Below are 21,766 nucleotides of genomic sequence, written 5' to 3'. Positions count from 1 at the left end.
GAGTGTTCTTGTGAAGAAAAAAATCATGTTGGTTTTTGGGACAAGGCCTGAAGCCATAAAAATGTGCCCGCTTGTAAATGAACTAAAAAAAAGAAACGTCTTCAATATTGTTGTTTGCGTTACCGGACAGCATCGCCAAATGCTGGACCAAGTTCTTAAAACGTTTCAGATTGTTCCCGATTATGATCTTTCTATCATGAAGGATAAACAGACCCTCTTTGATATAACGATTAATATTTTATCAATGATACGAAAAATCCTTGAAGATGAGCGCCCTGATTTGGTTTTAGTGCACGGCGATACATCGACAACATTTTTGACGGCGCTGTCATGCTATTATTTGCAAATACCGGTAGGACATATTGAAGCGGGATTAAGAACCTATGATATTTATTCACCTTATCCCGAAGAATTCAACCGTCAAGCAGTCAGTATTATCTCACGCTTCAATTTTGCGCCCACAGAAATTTCCCGTGAAAATTTGATAAAAGAAGGTAAAAACCCCGATAGCATTTTTGTGACGGGAAATACCGCTATTGATGCACTTAAAACAACGGTAAACCAAAATTATACACACCAAGAATTAACTTGGGCTTCCGACAGTAAACTCATCCTCATCACTGCTCACAGGCGCGAAAACATCGGTGAGCCTTTACGTCATGTTTTTAAAGCCATTCATCGGATTCTCAACGAATTTCCAAATGTTAAAGCGATATACCCCATCCACATGAATCCGGTCGTCAGACAAATCGCTCAAGAAGAATTAGGCGACTGCGACAATATTCATATAATTGAACCGCTTGACGTAATCGACTTTCATAATTTTCTGAACAATTGTTGTTTTGTTCTGACTGACAGCGGCGGAATTCAAGAAGAAGCGCCTTCTCTCGGAAAGCCTGTACTTGTCGTGCGCAACACCACCGAGCGGCCCGAAGGTATTTCGGCAGGCACTCTAAAACTGGTTGGAACACAGGAAAATACCATTTTTGACAATATGAAAGCGCTCTTGGAAAACGAAGATTTATACAAGAAAATGAGCAAGGCAAGCAATCCCTATGGAGACGGCAAAGCGTGCTTAAGAATCGCAGATATTCTTGAAAAACAGCAAGCATTTCAATGACGATTCATTTATAAAAATGAAAAACCAACGAAAGCGGTGATATCAATGTTCCTCTATATAAGTGCCGGAACCTCATATGACATTTATAACAGGCAGTTTGATGCCGGGCTGATCGACGTAGGTTATCAGGCACAAAAATTCAACAATAATATCATCGTCGGTTTATCTCAAAAAGTTGAAGTCGTCTCTTTGTCCGCTCTCCCCTATTTCGATGTGGATACGCAACGAATAGAGGATAACGAAAAGAATATAAGGTTTATTTGCATAAAGAATTGTAAAGGCAAACTCCATAAAATAAATAAAACGAAATTCTTAATTCAGGAAGGGGAAAAAATAATAAAAGACAAACGTCCCGCCGTTATAATCTGCGATGCAATATCTTTTTCACACGCATTTGCAGCCCTGTATCTTTCACGCAAATACCGCATTCCCTCTATTGCCATCGTTACGGATGTGCCCGAAGTTATGTGCAGCGGCAAAATGAACCTATTTATGAGACTTGACGCCATATGTATGAAACAATTTTCGGCTTTCATTCTGCTAACCGCTCAAATGAACGAAATCGTAAATCAGAAAAAGCGACCTTATATAGTTATGGAAGGTTCCTGTATAACGAATATGCCCATCCCGCAAAGAAATGAAAATGGCCCTGCCGTCTGCATATACAGCGGGTCATTATGGAAGAAAAACGCCGGCCTCGAATACTTAATAGAAGGTTTTTTATTAGCCAATATTCCGAATTGTGAATTACATTTTTACGGCAACGGGGAGCTGACAGAAAAGATTATGGAAATCAGTGAAAAACATCCCAAAATCAAATATATGGGGTGTGTCACAAATGCCGAAATGATACAAAGACTTAGCTACGCAGCTTTGTTGATAAATCCAAGGCCGTCTGACGAATATTTTTGCAAATATTCATTTCCGTCAAAAACATTTGAATACATGGCAAGCGGAGTGCCGGTTTTAATGACAAAACTGCCCGGAATCCCCACAGAATATTTTAATTATGTTTACACAATAGATGAAGAAAACGGAGAAGGTGTTTGTAATAAATTAAAAGAAATTTTCAATCAGCCAAGTAATTTTATGCGCAACAAAGGATTGACGGCAAGAAAATATATTACGGAAAACAAAAACAATGTAATTCAATCGCAGCGAATTTTGGATTTTATCAATTCACTCTGAGAAACGGTGGGAAAATGCACAAAACAAAAAATTTCTTTACATTAAATCAAATGATCATTTTGGCAGGCGTGTTTTTGGCAGCCATGAATTTTCTGGGGAGATACTATTATTTTATTTATCTCGCCTTTGTGTTGTTCTGTATTTTTTATCGGGGGAAATTTAAAATGGACGCCGCAGCTGTGCCGCTGTTCATCTTATCGGTCTGTATTCTTTTATTCGCACCGAGTTCCTTAAATCAATTAACTTATATGATAAAACCGTTTACCTATCCCCTGTGTTATATTATCGGGTATAATTTATTGAAAACGGCCAACGATGTACCGAACGATGAAAAGATCGAGACTCGCCTGAAAGCCATCATTTGTATTCTGGGAATCGGATTGCTTATCCACCTGTTGTTAAACATGGTGATCAATATCAATATCAGCTCCCGCAATTCGATTGACTTTTGGTCAAAAGAGGTTTTAAGTGCAACGGGTCAAACCGCATTGAGCTGTCTGGCAATCGGTGTGGCCTGTGCTTTGTTGTTTTCCGATACAAAATTCATTCACAAATTGTTATCTTTGGCAACGCTGACATTGATCCTGCTGTACAATCTGATCCTTGCCGGCCGGACAATCATCATCATGGTTGTGTTGATGCTCTTATTATCATTTGCACATCTGTTGATTACAGATGAAAACCGAAAGCAAAAAACAACTGCCGTTTTTTTCGTCCTGTTTTTGATTGCAGCCGCTTTTATCCTTTATCAGGGGAATGTCTTCAATATTCAAGACCTGATTAAAAACTCAAACCTGTATCAACGCTTTTTCGGCCAGTGGGGACAGAACGTCGCCAGTGACGGGCGGTTGCAGTACAAACGTTACTTTTTAAGCAAGCTGTTCGATTACCCGTTCGGGGGCGCACATATCCGGCATGAAGTGGGTTCCTATGCCCACGACCTCTATCTCGACACTTATGACGAAGCCGGTTTCATCGCATTCTTTGCGGTTATCTCATACATGCTTATATCCTTAAAACACCTGTGGAGATGCCTGAAAGACCGATCGATCAATTTTTCGCTTCGCCAGTTGATCTTCTGCACCTATACTGTCCTGTATGCGGAATTTTTGATCGAGCCCATCTTGCTGGGCATGCCTTGGATTTTTGCCTCTTTTTGTCTGATAGACGGCGCTCTATCCTATTATTTGAACCGCAGAAAAACCGTTGCCGTCTCAGAAAAAAACGGAGAATGGGGGAAAGCTTATGCGTATCGCTGAAATTAATATGCTTTCAAGCGGAAGTACGGGAAACATCATGCTGAATATCGCAAAATGTGCGCGCGGCGTCGGAATTGACGCACGCACCTATTCCACGCACGTGTTTTCTAAAAAATACACCAAATGCCCTCCCGCCCCCACCGGACACAAATACTTCGGTACTTATTTCGAAAACGGTTTACATTTTATACTCACAAGAATCACCGGCTGCAACGGGTGTTTTTCCTACTTCGGGACCCAACGCTTGATCGATGAGCTGAAAGAATATAAGCCGGATGCCATCCATCTACATAACCTTCATCAATTCTGTTTTCATCTCCCGTCGTTGTTCCGTTATCTCAAATCCAGCGGCACACCCGTCGTCTGGACACTCCATGATTGCTGGACTTTTACGGGCCAGTGCCCTCATTTTTTAATGGCCGGGTGCAACAAATGGAAAACGGGATGCCATCATTGCCCGCAGTTCCGTGAATACCCAAAGTCCTACATGGATCAAACCAAGCGGATGTATAAATTGAAGAAGAAATGGTTTTGCAGTATTCCGAATATGACCCTTGTAACACCCTCGCAATGGTTGGCGGATTTGGTGAAACAATCGTTTCTCGGGGAGTATCCCGTTCGTGTGATCAACAACGGGATTGATCTGCATGTCTTCAAACCGACACCGAGTGATTTTCGAGAAAGATACGGATTGACCGGAAAGCGTCTTATTCTCGGGGTGGCATACGGTTGGGGGCCGCGAAAAGGGCTGGATATATTCATCGATCTTTCAAAACGCCTTGATCCAGAGAAATATCAAATCATTCTCGTCGGTACAAACGATAAAACGGACAAGCTCCTGCCTCCCGAAATTATTTCTATCCACCGTACGCAAAATCAAAAAGAACTCGCCGAAATTTACACTGCTGCTGATGTATTTGCAAATCCGACAAGAGAAGATAATTTTCCTACTGTTAATATAGAATCCCTTGCCTGCGGCACACCGGTTATCACTTTTAATTCCGGAGGCAGCCCCGAAATCCCCGATGAAACATGCGGTTTGGTAGTTTCCTGCAATGATATCGACACGTTATACGATGAAATTGTCCGTGTCTGTGAGACAAAACCGTTTTCGGAAGAGGCTTGTCTGAAAAGAGCGCGCAGTTTTGACATGAACAACAAGTTCATGGAATATGTGCGCCTGTGCCGCGAGGAAGCGTTATGAACATTGTTTTTGTCTCAAACTTCTTCAATCACCATCAAAAACCGTTTTCGGAGGCCATGAACGCCCTGACAAACGGCCAATATTCCTTTATCGAAACCGGTGTTATGAGCCAAGAACGCATCAATTTTGGATGGGCTGTTCAACATTATCCCGCATATGTCAAAAAATATTTTGAGAATGAACAAAATCGACTGCTCTGCCGGGAACTGATCGATGCCGCAGATGTCGTAATTATCGGAAACGCACCGGAGGAACTGATCAAAAATCGTTTGAAAATCGGAAAATTAATATTCAGATATTCCGAGCGTATTTATAAAAACGGGTTTCAGTGGTATAAGCTCCCAAAGCGTATGATCGGTTTTTATTTAAAATTCACCCGTTATAAAAATCAATATTTGCTTTGCGCAAGCGCTTATACCGCCGCGGATTTTGCCAAAACGGGAGCTTTTATCAATAAAGCCTATAAATGGGGTTATTTCCCTGAAGCGAAACAATATAACAATATTGAAAACTTAATCCGTCAAAAAGAACCCGTCTCCATCCTGTGGGCCGCACGACTAATTGACTGGAAGCACCCGGAAGCCGCGATAGATACTGCTAAACACCTTAAAAAAAGCGGATATTCGTTCAAACTCCGAATGATCGGAACAGGCCCGCTGAAAAACGCTGTTGACTCCGCAATCGCCGAAAACAACCTGTGCGACTGTGTCGAACTGATGGGTCCCATGTCGCCCGATCAAGTGCGAAAACACATGGAAGAATCGGAAATTTTCATCGCGACCTCCGATTTCAGAGAAGGTTGGGGTGCCGTACTCAACGAATCCCTGAATAGTGCTTGTGCAGTCGTGGCAAGCCATGCCATGGGTTCGGTGCCGTTGCTGATCAAAGACCGTGATAACGGGCTGATTTACGAAAACGGCAATACAGACGACCTCTTTCAAAAGGTTAAGTACATGCTCGATCACGACCGGGAACGACAGGAAATGGGGCTTCGGGCTTATCAAAGCATCACCGAGCAATGGAACGCCGAAAACGCAGCAGCACGATTCATTCAACTCGCGGAGGCAATCCTGAACGGAAACAAACGCCCCGATCTATTTGAATACGATGTGTGCAGCAAGGCCGGAATCTTAAAAAACGGATGGTACAAAACTCATGAGTAAGTACAATTTGTATCAAATCAAGGATGTGCTGCCATGATAAAAGCCGTAAAAAACCTATTCCGTTCCAATGTGGCAAAAAACGCCTCCTGGATTATCGGCTGCCGAATCGTCCAGATGCTCATCTCGTTTTTTGTCGGCATCCTGACGGCACGATATTTGGGACCGGGTAATTACGGACTGATCAATTATGCGGGCGCCTATACGGCGTTTTTCACCTCGCTGTGTACCTTGGGTATCAACTCGATCATCATCAAGGATTTTGTAGATCATCCCGATGAACAAGGTGAAACCATCGGCTCGGCCATCGGTCTCCGTCTGATTTCCAGCGCTCTTTCTGCCCTGATGATTATCGGAATCGTCAGTATTGTCGACCGCGGAGAAACGACCACCATATTGGTCACGGCACTGTGCAGTTTGGGATTGATTTTTCAAACCGTCGATACCATTAATTACTGGTTTCAAAATCGCCTCCAATCGAAAATCACCTCTTTGGCAGTATTATTCGGTTATATCATCGTGTCGGCATACAAAATTATTCTGTTAATTCTGAAAAAAGATGTCACCTGGTTCGCCTTCTCGACCTCGATCGATCACATCTGCATTGTAGTTTTTATCTACATCTCTTATAAAAAGAACGGTGGCCCGAAATTAACTTTCTCCTTTAAAAAAGGCATGAAGCTGCTCAAAAGCAGTTATCACTTCATCATTTCGGGCTTGATGGTTGCAATTTACGGTTACACCGATAAATTTATGCTGAAGCAAATGCTCGATGAATCAACGGTCGGTTATTATTCGATCGCAACTGCTCTTTGCGCGGTTTGGACGTTTGTCCTCTCTGCAATCATCCAATCAATGGTTCCCGGCATCATGGAATCTTACAGCAAAGATAAAAATATATTCGAGCGAAAAAACGTACAGCTGTATGCCATTGTGTTTTATGTATCCATATTTGTCTCTCTGTTCTTTACCGTTTTTGCATCCCCGATTATATCGATATTATACGGCGCCGAATATTTGCCGTCGATCATGCCTCTCAGAATCGTGACCTGGTATACTGCATTTTCTTACCTCGGCGTTGCCAGAAACGCCTGGATTGTCTGTGAGAACAAGCAGCGATATTTAAAATACATCTATATCTGCGCTGCGGTCATGAACGTTGCCATGAATCTGATCTTTATTCCCTTCTGGGGTGCTTCGGGAGCCGCAGTCGCTTCTTTACTGACACAGATTTTCACAAGCATCATCCTTCCGTTATTTATGAAAGACCTCAGACGAAATTCCATTTTAATCTTTAAGGGGATTGCATTAAGAGGGATACTATCTAAGAATCGGTCAAATCCTTAATACAACACACCGGAATCTGTATACTCTTGCCGCTAATACGAATGGGTAAAAATATAAAAGAAGGAGCCATCATAATGAATGAACACAAATTATTAACGTTAGCAGAACTTCAGGACATTTTGTATGAGATCCTGAAAGCGTTTGCCGCGTTTTGCGACGATAATCATTTGAACTATTTCCTTTTTGGAGGCACTCTGCTTGGTGCGGTGCGTCATCAGAATTTTATACCGTGGGACGATGATGTTGATGTTTCAATGCCGAGGCCCGATTACGAAAAATTCATTGAATTGACGAAGAATTCTCCATGGGAAAATTACGCGGTAACACAATACACCCAACCATTTATCAAAATGGTGGATACAAGAACCGTGATGAAAGAGCGCTTAGTAAAGGATTCATTGGATACTGAGAGTATTTTTATAGACATATTTCCCATTGACGGTTTACCGACGTCAGAAAAAAAGCAAAAAGAACATTTTAAAAGGGTAAAAATCAAAAAAAGATTCCTTGTATATAACATCGTGGATATTAATAAACTCCTGAAAGAAGACCAAAATCATAAATTTTATCGTAAAATCATCTATTCATTGTTTTCCATATTGAGTTATCAAAAACTCAGAGATGCCGTTAACAATCAGGCGCAAAGATATGCCTATTCCCAATCAGAATACGTGTCTGTAAGCATATGGGGGTGGGCCGAAAAAGATATCAGTAAAAAATCGGCATTGGAAAAAAGAGTCGCTGTTCCTTTTAGAGATTCTATGTTCTGGTGTCAAGGAGACTATATCGAGAGTCTGAAGAAAAAATACGGGGACTATATGAAGCTCCCGCCGGAAAATAAAAGACCCCCGTTTCACGGACTATGCTATCTAAAAGAAAGGATGGATGAATCATGGTAATCGGATATACTGCCGGCGTATATGATTTATTTCATATCGGACATTTGAATCTTTTTAAAAATGCCAAAGGCATGTGTGACAAGTTGATTGTCGGCGTGACGGTGGACGAGCTCGTTACATACAAAGGCAAACGGGCCATTATCCCGTTTGAAGACCGCATTGAAATCGTGCGGAGCATCAAATATGTTGATGCGGCAGTTCCGCAGTATGACATGGACAAGCTGTTGATGTGTAAAAAGCTTGGCGCTTCGCTTTTATTTGTGGGTGACGATTGGTTTGAAACGGAGAAATGGATTGAATATGAAAAAAAGTTCCAAGCAGAAAATATTAAAATCATCTATTTCCCCTACACAAAAGGGGTGTCATCTACGCAAATAATAAAAGCGTCAAATGCAATAAGAGATAAAGATAAAAAATGATTTTCGATGAAACTACTGCTTTATATTCTTGATTTGACAAAGAAGATGCTTCTTGAATCAAAATAAACTGAAAAACACATAAGGATGAAAAAATGTTACAATTAAAAAACAAAACGCTCTTAATCACCGGAGGTACCGGCTCGTTCGGCAACGCCGTTTTAAACCGGTTTCTCGAAACCGATATCGGCGAAATCCGCATTTTATCCCGCGACGAAAAAAAGCAGGACGATATGCGGCACGACTTCCAAACCAAAATGCCCGAAGTGTCGGATAAAATCAAATTTTTCATCGGTGACGTCCGGGACCTCTCCGGTGTGAAAAACGCCATGCACGGGGTGGACTATATCTTTCACGCGGCGGCGCTCAAGCAGGTGCCGTCCTGCGAATTTTTTCCGCTTGAAGCCGTCAAGACCAACGTCCTCGGTACCGATAATGTTTTGACGGCAGCCATCGGCGAGGGGGTCAAAACCGTCATCTGCCTGTCGACCGACAAAGCTGCCTACCCCGTCAATGCGATGGGAACCAGCAAGGCTATGATGGAAAAGGTTATTGTCGCAAAATCGCGCACGGTTTCGCCCGACCGGACCAAAATCTGCTGTACCCGTTACGGCAACGTCATGTGCAGCCGCGGTTCGGTCATTCCGCTCTGGATCGAACAGATCAAATCAGGCAAGCCAATCACAGTTACCGAACCTAAGATGACGCGTTTTATCATGTCGCTCGACGAGGCGGTTGATCTTGTTTTATTCGCCTTCGAAAACGGCGTCTCCGGCGATATTCTCGTGCAAAAGGCTCCGGCCTGTACCATTGAAATACTTGCACAAGCTGTGAAAGAATTGTTCTGCTCCGAAGACGAGATCAAAGTGATCGGCATCCGTCACGGCGAAAAGATGTATGAGACCCTTCTGACCAACGAAGAATGTGCCCATGCGGTCGATTTGGGCAGTTTCTACCGCGTCCCGTGCGACAAGCGCGATTTGAACTACGACAAATACTTTAAAGACGGCGATGTCAAACGCAACACCCTCAGCGAATTCAATTCCAACAACACCCGGCTTTTAAATGTTGAGCAAGTAAAAGAAAAACTGCTCTCCCTTCAGTACATACGGGACGAGCTGGAAGCTTTTCAAAAATGACGGACGATTTTACATCCGGTATGATGGCGCTCATCAGAAGCGCATTAACCGCAGTACCCGCAGCGCTGCCGGAGAATTTTAACTGGCCTGCGGCCTATCAACTCGCAGACGCGCATCAGATTCTCCCGCTTCTTTACTATGGAATCCTTAATTCAAACTGCACCGTGCCCCAAGACCAACTGCGGCTTTTCAAACAGAGTGTTATCACCGGTGCGGTATTGGATCAAATGCAAACGGCCGAATTTGAGCGCATCTCCCGCGCTTTCGAAACAAACGGCATCGACTATATGCCGCTCAAAGGCATCAATTTAAAGCCGCTGTATCCCGATCGTTCTATACGCATCATGAGCGATACGGACCTCTTAATCCGCACCGGACAATACGCCGAAATCGTTCCCGTGATGCAGTCTCTCGGCTATACCCAAACCGTCGAAAGCAACCACGAATATGTATGGCGAAAATCCGACGCACTGACGGTCGAATTGCACAAACGCCTGATCCCGTCGTATAATAAGGACTATTGTTCATATTACGGCGACGGATGGCAGCTTGCGCATCCGGTGAAACCGAAAAGTCCTCAATATCAACTGAGCAAAGAGGATCAGTTCATCTACCTTCTCACCCATTTTGCAAAGCACTACCGCGACGGCGGAATCGGCATTCGGCATCTCGTCGACCTTTGGGTATACAAAAACGCCAATCCCGCCATGAAGCCCTCCTATCTCCGTTCCGAACTGACCAAACTTCAGCTCACCGCGTTTTATGACAACATCACCGATGTTCTCGACGTCTGGTTCAATGGCCACACCCCCGGCAGCAAATCAAATCTGATCACCAAACACATCTTCGAAAGCGGCGCATACGGCACGAATGAATTCAAAGCGCTTGCCATCTTGCTCAAGTCGGGAAAAACAGGCGACTCCGCCAAAAAGAAAAGACGAAAAGCCATTACCCGGCTCCTGTTTTTACCCTGCCGTCAGATGGCAGTCCGTTATCCCGTGCTGAACAAATTCCCCTTTTTACTTCCGGTCTTCTGGATGATCCGGGGCGTCGATACGGTTTTGTTCCACCGCGATAAAATCGCGAAACAAAAAAAGCGGCTGAATGCTCTCACCCCAGTCAATATCGATCAATACCGGCGGGAACTGCATGATGTCGGATTGAATTTTAATTTTGAGGAGTGATTTGATGAACATTTTAATCACGGGTGCCGGAGGTTTTATCGGAAAAAACCTCTGCGCGGCGTTGAAAAACATCAGGGACGGCAAAGACAAAACCACCGGTCTCAGCGCCGACATCACTTTATTTGAATACGATCTCGAAACCGACCCGTCGCTGTTGGATGATTACTGCAGAAAAGCCGATTTCGTCTTTCACCTCGCCGGTGTCAACCGTCCGAAAGAACTCTCTGAATTCATGGAGGGCAATTTCGGTTTCACCTCCGTTTTGCTGGAAACGCTGAAAAAGCATCATAACACCTGCCCGGTGATGATCTCCTCCTCCATTCAGGCCCAACTCGACAACCCTTACGGGCAGAGCAAAAAGGCCGGTGAAGCGCTGATGTTTACCTATTCCGAAGAGACCGGCGCCAAAGTGCTTGTCTACCGCTTCCCCAACGTCTTCGGGAAATGGTGCCGCCCCAATTATAACAGCGCCGTGGCGACTTTTTGCCACAATATCGCCCACGGCCTGCCGATCACCGTCAACGACCGCAGCGTTATGATGACGCTGGTTTACATTGACGACGTTGTTGCAGAACTCATCCGTGCCCTGAGCGGCAGTGAAAACCGCGTCGGCGAATATTGCAAAGTCCCTGTTGAGCATAAAATCACTCTCGGCGAGATCGCCGACCTGATTTACAGTTTTAAGCACAGCCGAACGGACCGCAGCGTCCCCGACCTGTCCGACGAATTCACCAAAAAACTCTATGCGGCTTATCTTTCCTATCTGCCGCCGAATAAACTCAGCTATCCCCTGAGAATGAACGTCGACAACCGCGGCAGCTTCACCGAAATTCTGCGCACCGCCGACCGCGGCCAGTTCTCGGTCAATGTCTCCAAGCCCGGCATCACCAAGGGCAATCATTGGCACAACACCAAAAACGAGAAGTTCCTGGTTGTGAGCGGAAAAGGCGTAATCCGCTTCCGGAAAATTGACACCGCCGAGGTTTATGAGTATTATGTATGCGGCGAGCAGTTGGAAATAATCGATATCCCCACCGGATACACCCATAACATCGAAAACCTCGGCGACACCGATATGGTCACCTTCATGTGGGCCAGCGAGTGTTTTGACCCCGAAAAACCGGACACTTTTTATGAGGAAGTATAACATGAGTAAATTAAAATTGATGACCATCGTCGGCACAAGGCCCGAAATCATCCGGCTTTCGGCGACAATCAAAAAATGCGACGTCTATTTCGATCAAATTCTCGTACACACCGGACAGAATTACGATTACGAGCTCAATCAAATTTTTTTCGAGGACCTCGGCCTGCGTGCGCCCGACTTCTATCTGGACTCGGTCGGTCAAAACCTGGGCGAGACCGTCGGCAATATCATCGCCAAATCCTATGCGCTGATGACCGAGCAAAAACCGGATGCTCTGCTGATTCTCGGTGACACCAACTCCTGCCTGTCGGCCATTTCGGCAAAGCGCCTGCACATTCCGATTTTTCATATGGAAGCGGGCAACCGCTGTTTCGACGAGTGCCTGCCGGAGGAGACCAACCGCCGCATCGTCGACCACATTTCCGACGTCAACCTGTGTTACAGCGAACATGCACGCCGGTATCTGAACGCCGAGGGCACCGCCAAAGAGCGCACTTTCGTCACCGGTTCGCCGATGGCTGAAGTACTGCAGGCCAATCTCGACAAAATCAAGGCCTCCGAGGTACTCTCTCGCCTCGAACTTGAACCGAAAAAATATATTCTGCTCTCGGCCCACCGCGAAGAAAACATCGATACGGAGGCCAACTTCATCAATCTGATGAACGCGGTGAACGCACTGGCGGAAAAATACGATCTGCCGATCTTGTATTCCTGCCACCCCAGAAGCGCCAAATTCATCGAGCAGCGTGATTTCAAATTCGATCAACGGGTCAGGCAGAACAAACCCCTCGGCTTTCACGATTATAACAACCTGCAGATGAACGCCTTTGCAGTCGTCTCGGATTCCGGAACCCTGCCCGAGGAGAGCAGCTTCTTCCTCTCGGTCGGTTCACCGTTCCCCGCCGTCTGTATCCGCACCTCCACCGAACGGCCCGAAGCGCTTGACAAAGGCGATTTCGTCATCGCCGGAATCACCGCCGAGCGGGTTTTGCAGGCTGTTGACACAGCGGTCGCAATGAATCAAAACGGCGATAACGGTATCCCGGTCCCCGATTATATCGATCAAAACGTCAGCGATAAGGTCGTCAAAATCATCCAATCCTACACCGGAATCGTCAATAAGATGGTGTGGCGAAAAAATTAAAATATCTTATTTATGAGATAAAGGGTGCGATTTTAAATCGCACCCTTTTTATTGAAAGTGTCCCTGGATTCACCGTCTGTCCATTATCCGAAATCCCCAAAAAGTGCTTGACAAAGGGAATAATCCGTGATAGCATATATGGATGTGGAGTTGTTTGCAGTTGCGAAAAGCAAACCGTAAATCAGAGCGGATATCGAATCATTATGCCTTTCGTTTCTCATATTTGGGTTTATTCGTTCTCGGCAACCCCCATACTTTTTAACAGCAGCTTCGGGAGAAAAACCTATGGAATGTTTCGGCCCCGCATACGAACTGCTTCCCAAAATGCGGGAACTCTTAGCCCGGGGTGAGGGTTTCTGGCTCACCGTCACCGGCAACAGCATGTACCCCACCCTCACTCATCTCGAAGACAAGGTCTATATCTCACCTCTTGACGGGCAGATAAAAAAGGGCGACATTCTGCTCACCCGAACCCAAAACGGTGGTTGTATTCTCCACCGTCTGATCCGCCGCAAAGGGGATTCGCTTTATTATCAGGGTGACGCGCTCAATACCCAAGAAGGTCCTCTGCCAATTAGGTATGTGGTCGGAAGAGTGACAAAAATACAGCACCGTGAAAAAATTATTTCGGTAAGCCCGTTTTATCACTTCGAGTGCTTATTGCGGCTGAGGGGATATCGCTTTAAAAGACGGCTTGCAGCCGCGGTAATAACCACCGTATCCGATAAACGAAATGGCGGAAAGTAACATGGCTGAAACATTTATCGATTACAACTGCTGTTTCGGGGACTGTCTTTTACGCGTTCATGAACAAGGTTCCATGCTCCGCAACGGCCCGTTTTCCCGATTTTTATGCGAAAAACCCTATCGCAGCACCGTCACTCTGAAAATTACCCGCACACAGCTTCCGGCAAAAGGTGATCTGAAAGCCGTCACCCGAGATCAAAACCTGATCGTATATGCCGCAGACAGCGGATGGATGTTTGAAAGCGGCAATCCCCAAGCGCCCTGTACCGTTTCGGCCTCACCCGATTATTCCGAACTGCGCGCATACCTCCCGACCGGTAAAAACGACCGGACGTGGGAAGAAAGTTTTCTCCAACTCCTCAGAGTCGCGCTGGAATGCCGTATGATTTATTGCGGCCTTGTCTCAATTCACGCCTCCTGCGTCAGTCATAACGGCGCAGCAATTCTCTTCACAGGGCCTTCAGGAACCGGAAAAAGCACACAGGCCGCCCTCTGGCAAGCCCGTTTCGGGGCGGAAATTCTCAGCGGTGATAGACCGCTTGTTGGGGTCTCGGACAAAGAAATTCGTGCTTACGGCGTCCCATGGGACGGAAAAGAACAGATTTTCCTTCAAAAGGACTTCCCGGTCAAAGCGATTGCCGAACTCCGGCAGGCCAATGAAAACCGCATCAGAAAATTGGACAAAGACCAGGCGTTCCGGCTGTTGATGACGCAGTGTTTTATCCCGATGTGGGACGACGAAGCCAAGTTCCTTGCGGTCAAAACCATTCGCGCATTGATTGAATCGGTCCCGTTTTACAGGATGTTTTGCCTTCCGAACGAAGACGCGGCCGAACTGCTGAACAAAGTTCTTTTTTCCGCCGAAAACTCATTAACAAAGAGGGTGCAGAGAGATATGAAAATTGTAAAAGGATTCATCCTGAGAAATGTTGCGGGCGAGTGGATCGCGATGCCCGCAGGCGATCATATCAAAACGTTCGAAGGCGCCGTTGTGCTCAACGAGGTCTCGGCATTCATCTGGAAGCAACTGTCTCAACCGATCTCGCGGGAGGACCTGCTCTCGGCCGTTTTGTGCGAATTTGACATCGACCAAGCCACCGCCGCAGCCGATTTGGATGAATTTCTCGCCCTGCTCGACAAAAAGGGCTTTTTACAGAAAGACTGAGCGGAGGCAAACAAGGAATGTCGCAGCTTTTAGAGGCACTTGCTTCAAAAGAGGAACTTGAAAAATCAATTGCCTTTGAACAGTACCTGCGCAAATCGGCATTTGAAAAAGGCGTCCCTCTCATCGGATACTTCGAACTCACACCGAGATGCACTTTGAACTGCGTCATGTGTTATGTCCATTTGAATCCCGTGCAAATGTCAAATCAAGCGGAGCTTCCTGTCGGGCAATGGAAATCGCTGATGGATCAGGCCTGTGATGCGGGTATGCTGTATGCCGTATTGACCGGCGGCGAATGCCTGATGTATCCGGGGTTCTTTGAACTCTACGAGCACCTGCAGTCCCGGGGCGTGCTGATATCCGTATTCACCAACGCAACGCTTATTGATGAGAAAACGGTTTTGTGGCTTTCCAAGCACCCGCCTCAGCGGGTTCAGATTTCGGTCTACGGCAGCTCTGCCGAACAATATCAAACCATCACCGGCAGCGCGGACGCTTTTGATAAAGTGGATCACGCCATTGATCTTTTAAAAGCGGCGAATATCCCGTTAAATCTCGCAATTACGGTATGCAGGCAAATGCTTTCCGATTTTGAGCCGTTATTGCGCTATTGCAAATCCAAAGCACCCGTCCCGTATTATATCAATCCTTTTCCCTTTCCCGCCAGAAGCGAAACGGGACGCGCTTATGGTAATTATACGCCTTCCACAGATGAGATTGTTGAAATTTTTAAAACCAGAAAACGATTCGAAGGCGGCAGCGCGATTCCGTGGTCCTGCGAAGAAGAACTGCTTGCCAACGCAACTCACGCAGAGAATGCCGATGAACCGCCCTTTTCAAGAAAGGTCAGCTGTACGGCGGGCACCATTAAATTTTCAATCAATTGGCGCGGCGTTATGACCCCATGCAATGTGTTTGATTTCGCCGAATCTCATCCTCTCAAGGACGGATTCAGAGCCGCATGGGACGAGATCCACACAAAAACTGCGGCTTACCGAACACCCGTAGAGTGCACAAAATGTGCATACCGCCGCGCATGTATTCCCTGTCCCGCCATTCATTGGCTGGCCTCGGGCAAAGACCGGGTAAATCCCTTGATATGCACCACCATTAAAAAACTATCTTTGGAAGGTCTTCGAACATTATAAACTTACTACCATTTAATTGCTATAAGAAAGGAAAACCGATCATGAAAAAGCACTACGAAAAACCCTGTCTGGAGGTCACGGAGTTCCGTTTTTCCGAACACATCGCAGCATCCGGAGACGCGGTGCCGAACTGCACCATCATCTGGTTGAATTCCGGACCCACCGGCTGCACTTCGGGTACACCGGTAGAGTATTCCGTCAATAACTGATCGAAACAAAAATCAACTTGTTTTCTCTTTAACTCGTATATCAAAGAGAAAACAAAACCACGGAGGCGGCAATCATGAAAGATAAGCTCAAAAAACTTGCCGTCTTCTTTCGCGACAAAGACAATCAAACAAAATATCTCGGGTGGATGATCGCAAAAACAAAACCGTTCGTCCGCCCTTTGGTGTGTTTGTTTCTTCTGAATGTCCTGCTCGCGCTTGCCGGCATCGGGATAACCGTCGTTACGAAGTATGTCATCGACGGTGCAACCGGCAGCGGTTCCGTCTTCACAATTCCGGGCATTGCGCTGATCATCCTCCTTTCGGCTCTGAGCATCGGTGTCGGCGCTTTCACCGGTATAAAATCCTCTCTGATCAACGAACGGTATGCGTTCAACATCCGCTCAAAGGTCTATCACAGCGTCCTCCGGGGCGTGTGGCCGAAAATCAGTTCATTTCACAGCGGAGACATCATCACCCGGCTGACCGGTGATATCAACAGCGTTGCAGGCGGCATCTCCTCGATTTTTCCGACGGCCTTATTTCTGGCCGTACGGCTGATCGTCGCTTTCAGCGTGCTGTTTTATTACGATCATTTTTTAGCGGTTGCGGCGTTGCTGCTCGGCCCGGTCGGCGTATTAATCAGTCTGACCTTCGGTGGTAAACTAAAAAAATATCAGGACGAGTTAAACAAAACCGAATCGGAATACCGGTCTTTTTTACAGGAAACGGTGGAAAATATCTCGGTGGAGAAGGCCTTTGAACAGGAGGATCTCTGCGCCGCAAAACTCGAAGACCTGCGCAAAAAACGATTGGGCATCATCACAAAACGCAGCCGACTGAACGCCGCAATGAACGTCTCCATTCGCACGGTGTTTTACCTGGGTTATGTCGTTGCGTTTGCCTGGGGCATCTTTCGTCTGTCAAACAACTCGATCACATACGGCACGATGACGGTTTTTCTTTCGCTCGTCTCGCAGGTACAGGGGCCGATTCTGGACCTCGGAAACCTGATCCCGCAGTTCATCTCCGTACTGGCCTCCGCGGGCCGCGTGATGGAAATCGACGCAATTGAACCGGAAATCGTCAGAGAACAAAAAATCCCAGACGCAAGCAAAAATATCGGGATCAAAATCAACGACCTCACTTTCGGTTATAATAAAGAAACAGTGCTTGAACACGTCAGCTGTGTCATCGCACCCAACGAAATCGTCGGCGTCGTCGGCGAGAGCGGCGCGGGCAAGACCACATTGGCCTATTTGCTGCTCTCCCTGCTCCGTCCCGACAGCGGAAATCTTTGTTTTTACAATGATTCAGGCGCCGAAGAAGAGGCGACTGCAGCCGCACGCCGATTCATCTCCTATGTCCCGCAGGGCAATACACTCCTATCCGGTACGATTGCCGAAAACCTGCGCACCGGTAACCCGAACGCATCCGATACCGATTTACAGCAGGCGTTAAAAACCGCCGACTGCCTGTCTTTCGTCGAACGGCTGGAAGAAAAACTGGAAACACGCATCGGTGAAAACGGAGCCGGTTTGTCGGTGGGACAGGCCCAGCGAATCGCAATTGCGCGCGCGATTTTAAAAAATGCCCCTATTTTAATTTTAGATGAAGCGACCTCGGCGCTGGATGCGGAAACCGAAGAACGCGTTTTAAAAAATTTGCGATCCAGCGGTATGATCCACACCTGCTTCATCATCACTCACAGAAGATCGATGTTGACCTATTGCAGCCGTGCCGTCGAAGTGAAAGATAAAAAAGTGCAGCCGCTACATTTGACCGATTTTAAAAACGACACAGATAAAACATAAATCACCGCTCGAATAAATCCCCCGGATTTGCAGATAATGATTGGGAAATGTCGCATATTGCGGCAGAGAAATTGTAAATTCGGAGGCAATTTATCATATGAAGGCAACGGGAATCGTCAGGCGTATCGACGATCTGGGTCGAGTGGTCATCCCCAAGGAAATCCGGCGCACCATGCGCATCCGGGAAGGCGATCCGCTCGAAATTTTTACGAACGCCGACGGCGAAGTCATTTTTAAAAAATATTCACCCATCGGCGAACTGACCGAGGTGTCCAGCATCTATGCGGAGGTCATGTTTAAAAACAGCACCGACCCGGTCGTGATCTGTGACCGCGACCATGTGATTGCAGCGTCGGGCGTATCAAAAAAAGAGGTATTGGAACGGCGGGTTTCGCCGTTACTCGAAGAAGTTATGGAGCAGCGCAAGCCGTTTGTCGCCAAACCGGGTCTGAAACATCTGACGGCCATCGAGGGCATCGAGCGCACCTCCTCAATCGCAATCCCGATTTTGGCAGCGGGGGACGTATGCGGCGCAGTGCTGATGATGTCGGATGATAACAACACCGTCCCCAAGGACAGCGACGTCAAAATGATCAATGTGGCAGCGGCATTTCTGGGCCGCCAGCTTGAGGGTTAAGAAATAATGTCATTCTGAGCGAAGCAATTTCTAATTGCGTAGTCGAAGAATCTCGGACTGATAACGGCAATGTAATAACGATTATATTTTATATCCAAACTGCCCGCGCATTTTGCGCGGGCAGTTTTGTATACCCCGCCGCCGCCCTTACATATACAAATCTTGCATTCCGTGTCAATTTATGGTATAATTATTGCAGTTCAATATCAATCAAGCGGAGGAATCGGGCATGAATCATCCAGAAAATCCGTCCATGCACTTTTCGGTGTTGATGACCGCAGGTCTGCTCCTATGCGGCTGCGTTCTTCTCTCCTGTTCATCTGCCTCATCGCAGGCCTCTTCCACGCTGATTTTATCCGAAACCGCTTCTCCGTCATCAGTTTCCGTATCTTCTCAACTCTCTTTCCAATCCTCAGCGGTATCCTCTACATCGGTATCCTCCGAGCCGTATTCCTTTGTCCCGCTCTCGGTGGCTTCGACCCCCGACGAAGAAGCTGACGACCTATTTTCGCACAGCCTGCTCGCCGTTGCCAAACAGGGCAAATGGGGCTATATCGACAAAACCGGAAACTTTGTCATTCCGCCGCAGTTTGACAATGCCTTTCAATTTACCCCTATCGGATATGCCTGCGTAGCCATAGGAGACCTTTACGGTTATATCAATTTGAAAGGTGAATACATTGTCGAACCGAAATATGATACCGTTTACGGCTTTGACGATAACGGCCTCGCAGTAGTCGAATTAAACGATAAATGGGGCGTCATTGACGTAACCGGTGAATATATCATCCCCTTGGAATACGATGAATTCGATTTTTATACAATCGGATATGTCAGTCGTCAGTATTTCTGGCGTAATGGTTATTTAACTGCACAGCAAGGTGAAAAATGGTGTGTTTTCGATACCTCCGGAAACCAAATTATTAATGTGAAATGTGATTGGATTGATACTTATAACGCCGACGGCTTAACCGCCGTTAAGGTCGGTGAAAAATACGGGTACATCGATAAGGCCGGAAATGAAATCATCTCTCCTTGTTTTGATGACATCTATTCTTTTTCAAACGGCCTTGCGGCTGTTCAGGAAAACGGAAAATGGGGATTTTATAACCTTGATGGAAAAGAAGTGATCAAACCCCGTTTTGACGATGTATACTCCTTTTTCGGCGACTATGCAGCGGTCAAGGAAAACAGAAGTTGGGGATTTATAAATACTGCGGGTGAATATGTGATTCAACCACAATACAGCGTAATGAAACTTGTGGAAAATGTTTTTATCGTTAAAAACTGGCTCTGTTACGGAATCGTCAGGCTTGATGGAACGGTCATTGTCCAACCCATATACAGTGATATCACCCCTCTCTCTTATGAATACGACGAATTATTATACGAATATCCTGATCCATGTTTCCCAGACGGATTATTCAAAGCGGAAAAAGACGATCGTTATAGCTACATGGATATCTCCGGTAACTTAATCTCTGAAACCTTTTTTACTGATGTAAGTGATGACGGTTTTTCTGCCATCGGTCTTGCGGCCATCGAAGTCGGCGGGAAGTGGGGTTATATCGACACTACAGGTCATATGATCATACAACCGCAATTTGATGAAGCAAATTTATTTTCCGATTGCGGTCTCGCTGCCGTAAGATCCGGAGGAAAATGGGGATTCATCAATACCGAAGGCAATTTTGTGATTGAACCGATATATAATTCTGATTTTTCCTTCACACCCAGTGGTTTGGCTCGTGTATATGTGAATGGCTTATACGGATATATAGATATGACCGGGAATTATATCGCTGAACCGATTTATCAATATATCAATACATACGATGGAGCGCTAATTCGTTTTTCTCAAGGTAGCCGCTGGTTTCTGATTTCAACCACAGGGGAAATTTTAAAGGAAGATTCCACACTAAAATATGAAAAAACAACATCGTCCGAAACCACTTCAACCTTTCTAAGTGACTTATCGGTTTTTTCAGAAATAAACAGCGAAGGATATTATCGTTATGGTTATAAGGATTCGAGCGGGAAAATAGTCATCGCTTCACAATTTACAGATGCGGAAGAATTCGCTTCCAACGGCCTTGCGGCAGTGCGAATAAATGAAAATTGGGGTTATATTAATAAAACCGGAAAATTAGTAATCGAAGCAAAATTCGAACAAGCAAAAACTTTCAGCGAAAACGGACAAGCATATGTCAGAATTGACGAGAAATGGGCGATTATTGATGAAACAGGGGGCTACATTCTCGAACCTAAACTCGAATATATCACGGACTTCGCCGATAATGGGCTCGCTTTAGTGAAATTTAACGGGTTATACGGTTATGTCAATCGCAATTGGGAATTTGTAATAGACCCGCAATTTTACGATGCGGAATCATTTTCATCCGATGGATTGGCAGCGGTTAAGTTGACTGCCAACGGTGCTTGGGGTTATATAAACGCAGCAGAAGAATTTGTCATTGCTCCGCAATACCATACCGCTTACAAATTCTCAGACGGCACAGCGGTTGTCGAAGGCTTTCAATTATACGGCTTTATGGGCACATCCGGCAAAATCATAATTCCGGAACAGTTTACGAAATCTTCGACTGCATTTTCAGGCGATGGTTATCTTGTCGTGGCTTTAATCGAAAACGGTGAATTAAGATTTGGCTTACTCAATTCTAGTTTTGAATATGTTATTCCTTTATCTCTCGATGATATAAATTTTGCTTATGAAGAAGCCCGTATCTTCATGATGTAAATCGTCTTTACTTCCGTGAATCTTCATAAAATGTAGGTTTGTCAATGATGTGTTACAAAAAGGATAAAGAAAAAAGGATTACGG

The 21,766-nt window shown here is 45.8% G+C and carries 19 protein-coding genes; all 19 read left to right on the top strand.

The window, feature by feature from the left end:
- Positions 1 to 25 precede the first annotated feature (25 nt).
- Positions 26 to 1,120: a UDP-N-acetylglucosamine 2-epimerase (non-hydrolyzing) gene (gene wecB, locus PK629_09840; protein ID HOP11777.1), complete on the top strand. Its 1,095-nt coding sequence runs from the start codon at positions 26 to 28 to the stop codon at positions 1,118 to 1,120.
- 45 nt (positions 1,121 to 1,165) lie between these two features.
- Positions 1,166 to 2,308 (top strand): glycosyltransferase, encoded by a 1,143-nt coding sequence (locus tag PK629_09835; GenBank protein ID HOP11776.1) that lies wholly within the window; start codon positions 1,166 to 1,168, stop codon positions 2,306 to 2,308.
- A 14-nt stretch (positions 2,309 to 2,322) separates the two neighbouring features.
- Positions 2,323 to 3,567 (top strand): hypothetical protein, encoded by a 1,245-nt coding sequence (locus PK629_09830; protein ID HOP11775.1) that lies wholly within the window; start codon positions 2,323 to 2,325, stop codon positions 3,565 to 3,567.
- A complete protein-coding gene (locus PK629_09825; protein ID HOP11774.1) occupies positions 3,554 to 4,771 on the top strand; it encodes a glycosyltransferase in 1,218 nt (405 codons plus the stop codon). The genes PK629_09830 and PK629_09825 overlap by 14 nt, the downstream gene beginning before the upstream one ends.
- Entirely contained in the window at positions 4,768 to 5,934 is a 1,167-nt protein-coding gene (locus PK629_09820; GenBank protein HOP11773.1) for a glycosyltransferase, read from the top strand. Before PK629_09825 ends, PK629_09820 begins: the two co-directional genes overlap by 4 nt.
- A gap of 33 nt (positions 5,935 to 5,967) precedes the next feature.
- Positions 5,968 to 7,278, top strand: a complete 1,311-nt coding sequence (locus PK629_09815) for a flippase (GenBank protein HOP11772.1) — start codon at positions 5,968 to 5,970, stop codon at positions 7,276 to 7,278.
- 74 nt (positions 7,279 to 7,352) lie between these two features.
- Positions 7,353 to 8,177 carry a LicD family protein gene (locus PK629_09810; GenBank protein HOP11771.1) on the top strand — a complete coding sequence of 275 codons (825 nt, stop codon included), beginning with the start codon at positions 7,353 to 7,355 and terminating at the stop codon, positions 8,175 to 8,177.
- Positions 8,171 to 8,596, top strand: a complete 426-nt coding sequence (locus PK629_09805) for an adenylyltransferase/cytidyltransferase family protein (GenBank protein HOP11770.1) — start codon at positions 8,171 to 8,173, stop codon at positions 8,594 to 8,596. Before PK629_09810 ends, PK629_09805 begins: the two co-directional genes overlap by 7 nt.
- A 92-nt stretch (positions 8,597 to 8,688) precedes the next feature.
- Positions 8,689 to 9,732, top strand: coding sequence for a polysaccharide biosynthesis protein (locus tag PK629_09800; protein ID HOP11769.1), 1,044 nt, complete (start codon positions 8,689 to 8,691; stop codon positions 9,730 to 9,732).
- Complete coding sequence (locus tag PK629_09795; GenBank protein HOP11768.1) at positions 9,729 to 10,916, top strand: nucleotidyltransferase family protein; 1,188 nt, start codon at positions 9,729 to 9,731, stop codon at positions 10,914 to 10,916. Before PK629_09800 ends, PK629_09795 begins: the two co-directional genes overlap by 4 nt.
- Positions 10,917 to 10,920: 4 nt before the next feature.
- On the top strand, positions 10,921 to 12,063 hold the full coding sequence (locus tag PK629_09790; GenBank protein HOP11767.1) for a capsular polysaccharide biosynthesis protein CapF: 1,143 nt from the start codon (positions 10,921 to 10,923) through the stop codon (positions 12,061 to 12,063).
- Position 12,064: 1 nt separating this feature from the next.
- Complete coding sequence (gene wecB / locus PK629_09785) at positions 12,065 to 13,207, top strand: UDP-N-acetylglucosamine 2-epimerase (non-hydrolyzing) (protein HOP11766.1); 1,143 nt, start codon at positions 12,065 to 12,067, stop codon at positions 13,205 to 13,207.
- A 285-nt stretch (positions 13,208 to 13,492) separates the two neighbouring features.
- The gene (locus tag PK629_09780; protein HOP11765.1) at positions 13,493 to 13,954 is read left to right on the top strand and encodes a S24/S26 family peptidase; all 462 of its coding nucleotides are present in this window, start codon (positions 13,493 to 13,495) and stop codon (positions 13,952 to 13,954) included.
- A gap of 1 nt (position 13,955) precedes the next feature.
- Positions 13,956 to 15,119, top strand: a complete 1,164-nt coding sequence (locus PK629_09775) for a PqqD family peptide modification chaperone (protein ID HOP11764.1) — start codon at positions 13,956 to 13,958, stop codon at positions 15,117 to 15,119.
- Positions 15,120 to 15,136: 17 nt separating this feature from the next.
- Positions 15,137 to 16,267 (top strand): radical SAM protein, encoded by a 1,131-nt coding sequence (locus PK629_09770; GenBank protein ID HOP11763.1) that lies wholly within the window; start codon positions 15,137 to 15,139, stop codon positions 16,265 to 16,267.
- Positions 16,268 to 16,308: 41 nt separating this feature from the next.
- Complete coding sequence (locus PK629_09765; protein HOP11762.1) at positions 16,309 to 16,476, top strand: hypothetical protein; 168 nt, start codon at positions 16,309 to 16,311, stop codon at positions 16,474 to 16,476.
- 74 nt (positions 16,477 to 16,550) lie between these two features.
- The gene (locus tag PK629_09760) at positions 16,551 to 18,287 is read left to right on the top strand and encodes an ABC transporter ATP-binding protein (GenBank protein HOP11761.1); all 1,737 of its coding nucleotides are present in this window, start codon (positions 16,551 to 16,553) and stop codon (positions 18,285 to 18,287) included.
- Between the two features lie 97 nt (positions 18,288 to 18,384).
- Complete coding sequence (locus PK629_09755; GenBank protein ID HOP11760.1) at positions 18,385 to 18,924, top strand: stage V sporulation T C-terminal domain-containing protein; 540 nt, start codon at positions 18,385 to 18,387, stop codon at positions 18,922 to 18,924.
- A 469-nt stretch (positions 18,925 to 19,393) separates the two neighbouring features.
- Positions 19,394 to 21,682 (top strand): WG repeat-containing protein, encoded by a 2,289-nt coding sequence (locus tag PK629_09750; GenBank protein HOP11759.1) that lies wholly within the window; start codon positions 19,394 to 19,396, stop codon positions 21,680 to 21,682.
- Positions 21,683 to 21,766: the final 84 nt, after the last annotated feature.

The organism is Oscillospiraceae bacterium (assembly GCA_035380125.1).
Taxonomy (GTDB): Bacteria; Bacillota; Clostridia; order Oscillospirales; family JAKOTC01; genus DAOPZJ01.
The sequence above is the reverse complement of the archived record's forward strand: the minus strand, read 5'-3'. Positions and strand labels throughout refer to the sequence as shown.

What these genes read in the sequence shown, in the direction of transcription:
- PK629_09770 (HOP11763.1), top strand. Translation starts at nt 15,137, where the DNA reads ATGTCGCAGCTTTTAGAGGCACTTGCTTCAAAAGAGGAACTTGAAAAA.
- wecB (HOP11777.1), top strand. Translation starts at nt 26, where the DNA reads ATGTTGGTTTTTGGGACAAGGCCTGAAGCCATAAAAATGTGCCCGCTT.
- PK629_09805 (HOP11770.1), top strand. Translation starts at nt 8,171, where the DNA reads ATGGTAATCGGATATACTGCCGGCGTATATGATTTATTTCATATCGGA.
- PK629_09820 (HOP11773.1), top strand. Translation starts at nt 4,768, where the DNA reads ATGAACATTGTTTTTGTCTCAAACTTCTTCAATCACCATCAAAAACCG.
- PK629_09830 (HOP11775.1), top strand. Translation starts at nt 2,323, where the DNA reads ATGCACAAAACAAAAAATTTCTTTACATTAAATCAAATGATCATTTTG.
- PK629_09765 (HOP11762.1), top strand. Translation starts at nt 16,309, where the DNA reads ATGAAAAAGCACTACGAAAAACCCTGTCTGGAGGTCACGGAGTTCCGT.
- PK629_09790 (HOP11767.1), top strand. Translation starts at nt 10,921, where the DNA reads ATGAACATTTTAATCACGGGTGCCGGAGGTTTTATCGGAAAAAACCTC.
- wecB (HOP11766.1), top strand. Translation starts at nt 12,065, where the DNA reads ATGAGTAAATTAAAATTGATGACCATCGTCGGCACAAGGCCCGAAATC.
- PK629_09800 (HOP11769.1), top strand. Translation starts at nt 8,689, where the DNA reads ATGTTACAATTAAAAAACAAAACGCTCTTAATCACCGGAGGTACCGGC.
- PK629_09780 (HOP11765.1), top strand. Translation starts at nt 13,493, where the DNA reads ATGGAATGTTTCGGCCCCGCATACGAACTGCTTCCCAAAATGCGGGAA.
- PK629_09815 (HOP11772.1), top strand. Translation starts at nt 5,968, where the DNA reads ATGATAAAAGCCGTAAAAAACCTATTCCGTTCCAATGTGGCAAAAAAC.
- PK629_09755 (HOP11760.1), top strand. Translation starts at nt 18,385, where the DNA reads ATGAAGGCAACGGGAATCGTCAGGCGTATCGACGATCTGGGTCGAGTG.
- PK629_09795 (HOP11768.1), top strand. Translation starts at nt 9,729, where the DNA reads ATGACGGACGATTTTACATCCGGTATGATGGCGCTCATCAGAAGCGCA.
- PK629_09825 (HOP11774.1), top strand. Translation starts at nt 3,554, where the DNA reads ATGCGTATCGCTGAAATTAATATGCTTTCAAGCGGAAGTACGGGAAAC.
- PK629_09775 (HOP11764.1), top strand. Translation starts at nt 13,956, where the DNA reads ATGGCTGAAACATTTATCGATTACAACTGCTGTTTCGGGGACTGTCTT.
- PK629_09810 (HOP11771.1), top strand. Translation starts at nt 7,353, where the DNA reads ATGAATGAACACAAATTATTAACGTTAGCAGAACTTCAGGACATTTTG.
- PK629_09835 (HOP11776.1), top strand. Translation starts at nt 1,166, where the DNA reads ATGTTCCTCTATATAAGTGCCGGAACCTCATATGACATTTATAACAGG.
- PK629_09760 (HOP11761.1), top strand. Translation starts at nt 16,551, where the DNA reads ATGAAAGATAAGCTCAAAAAACTTGCCGTCTTCTTTCGCGACAAAGAC.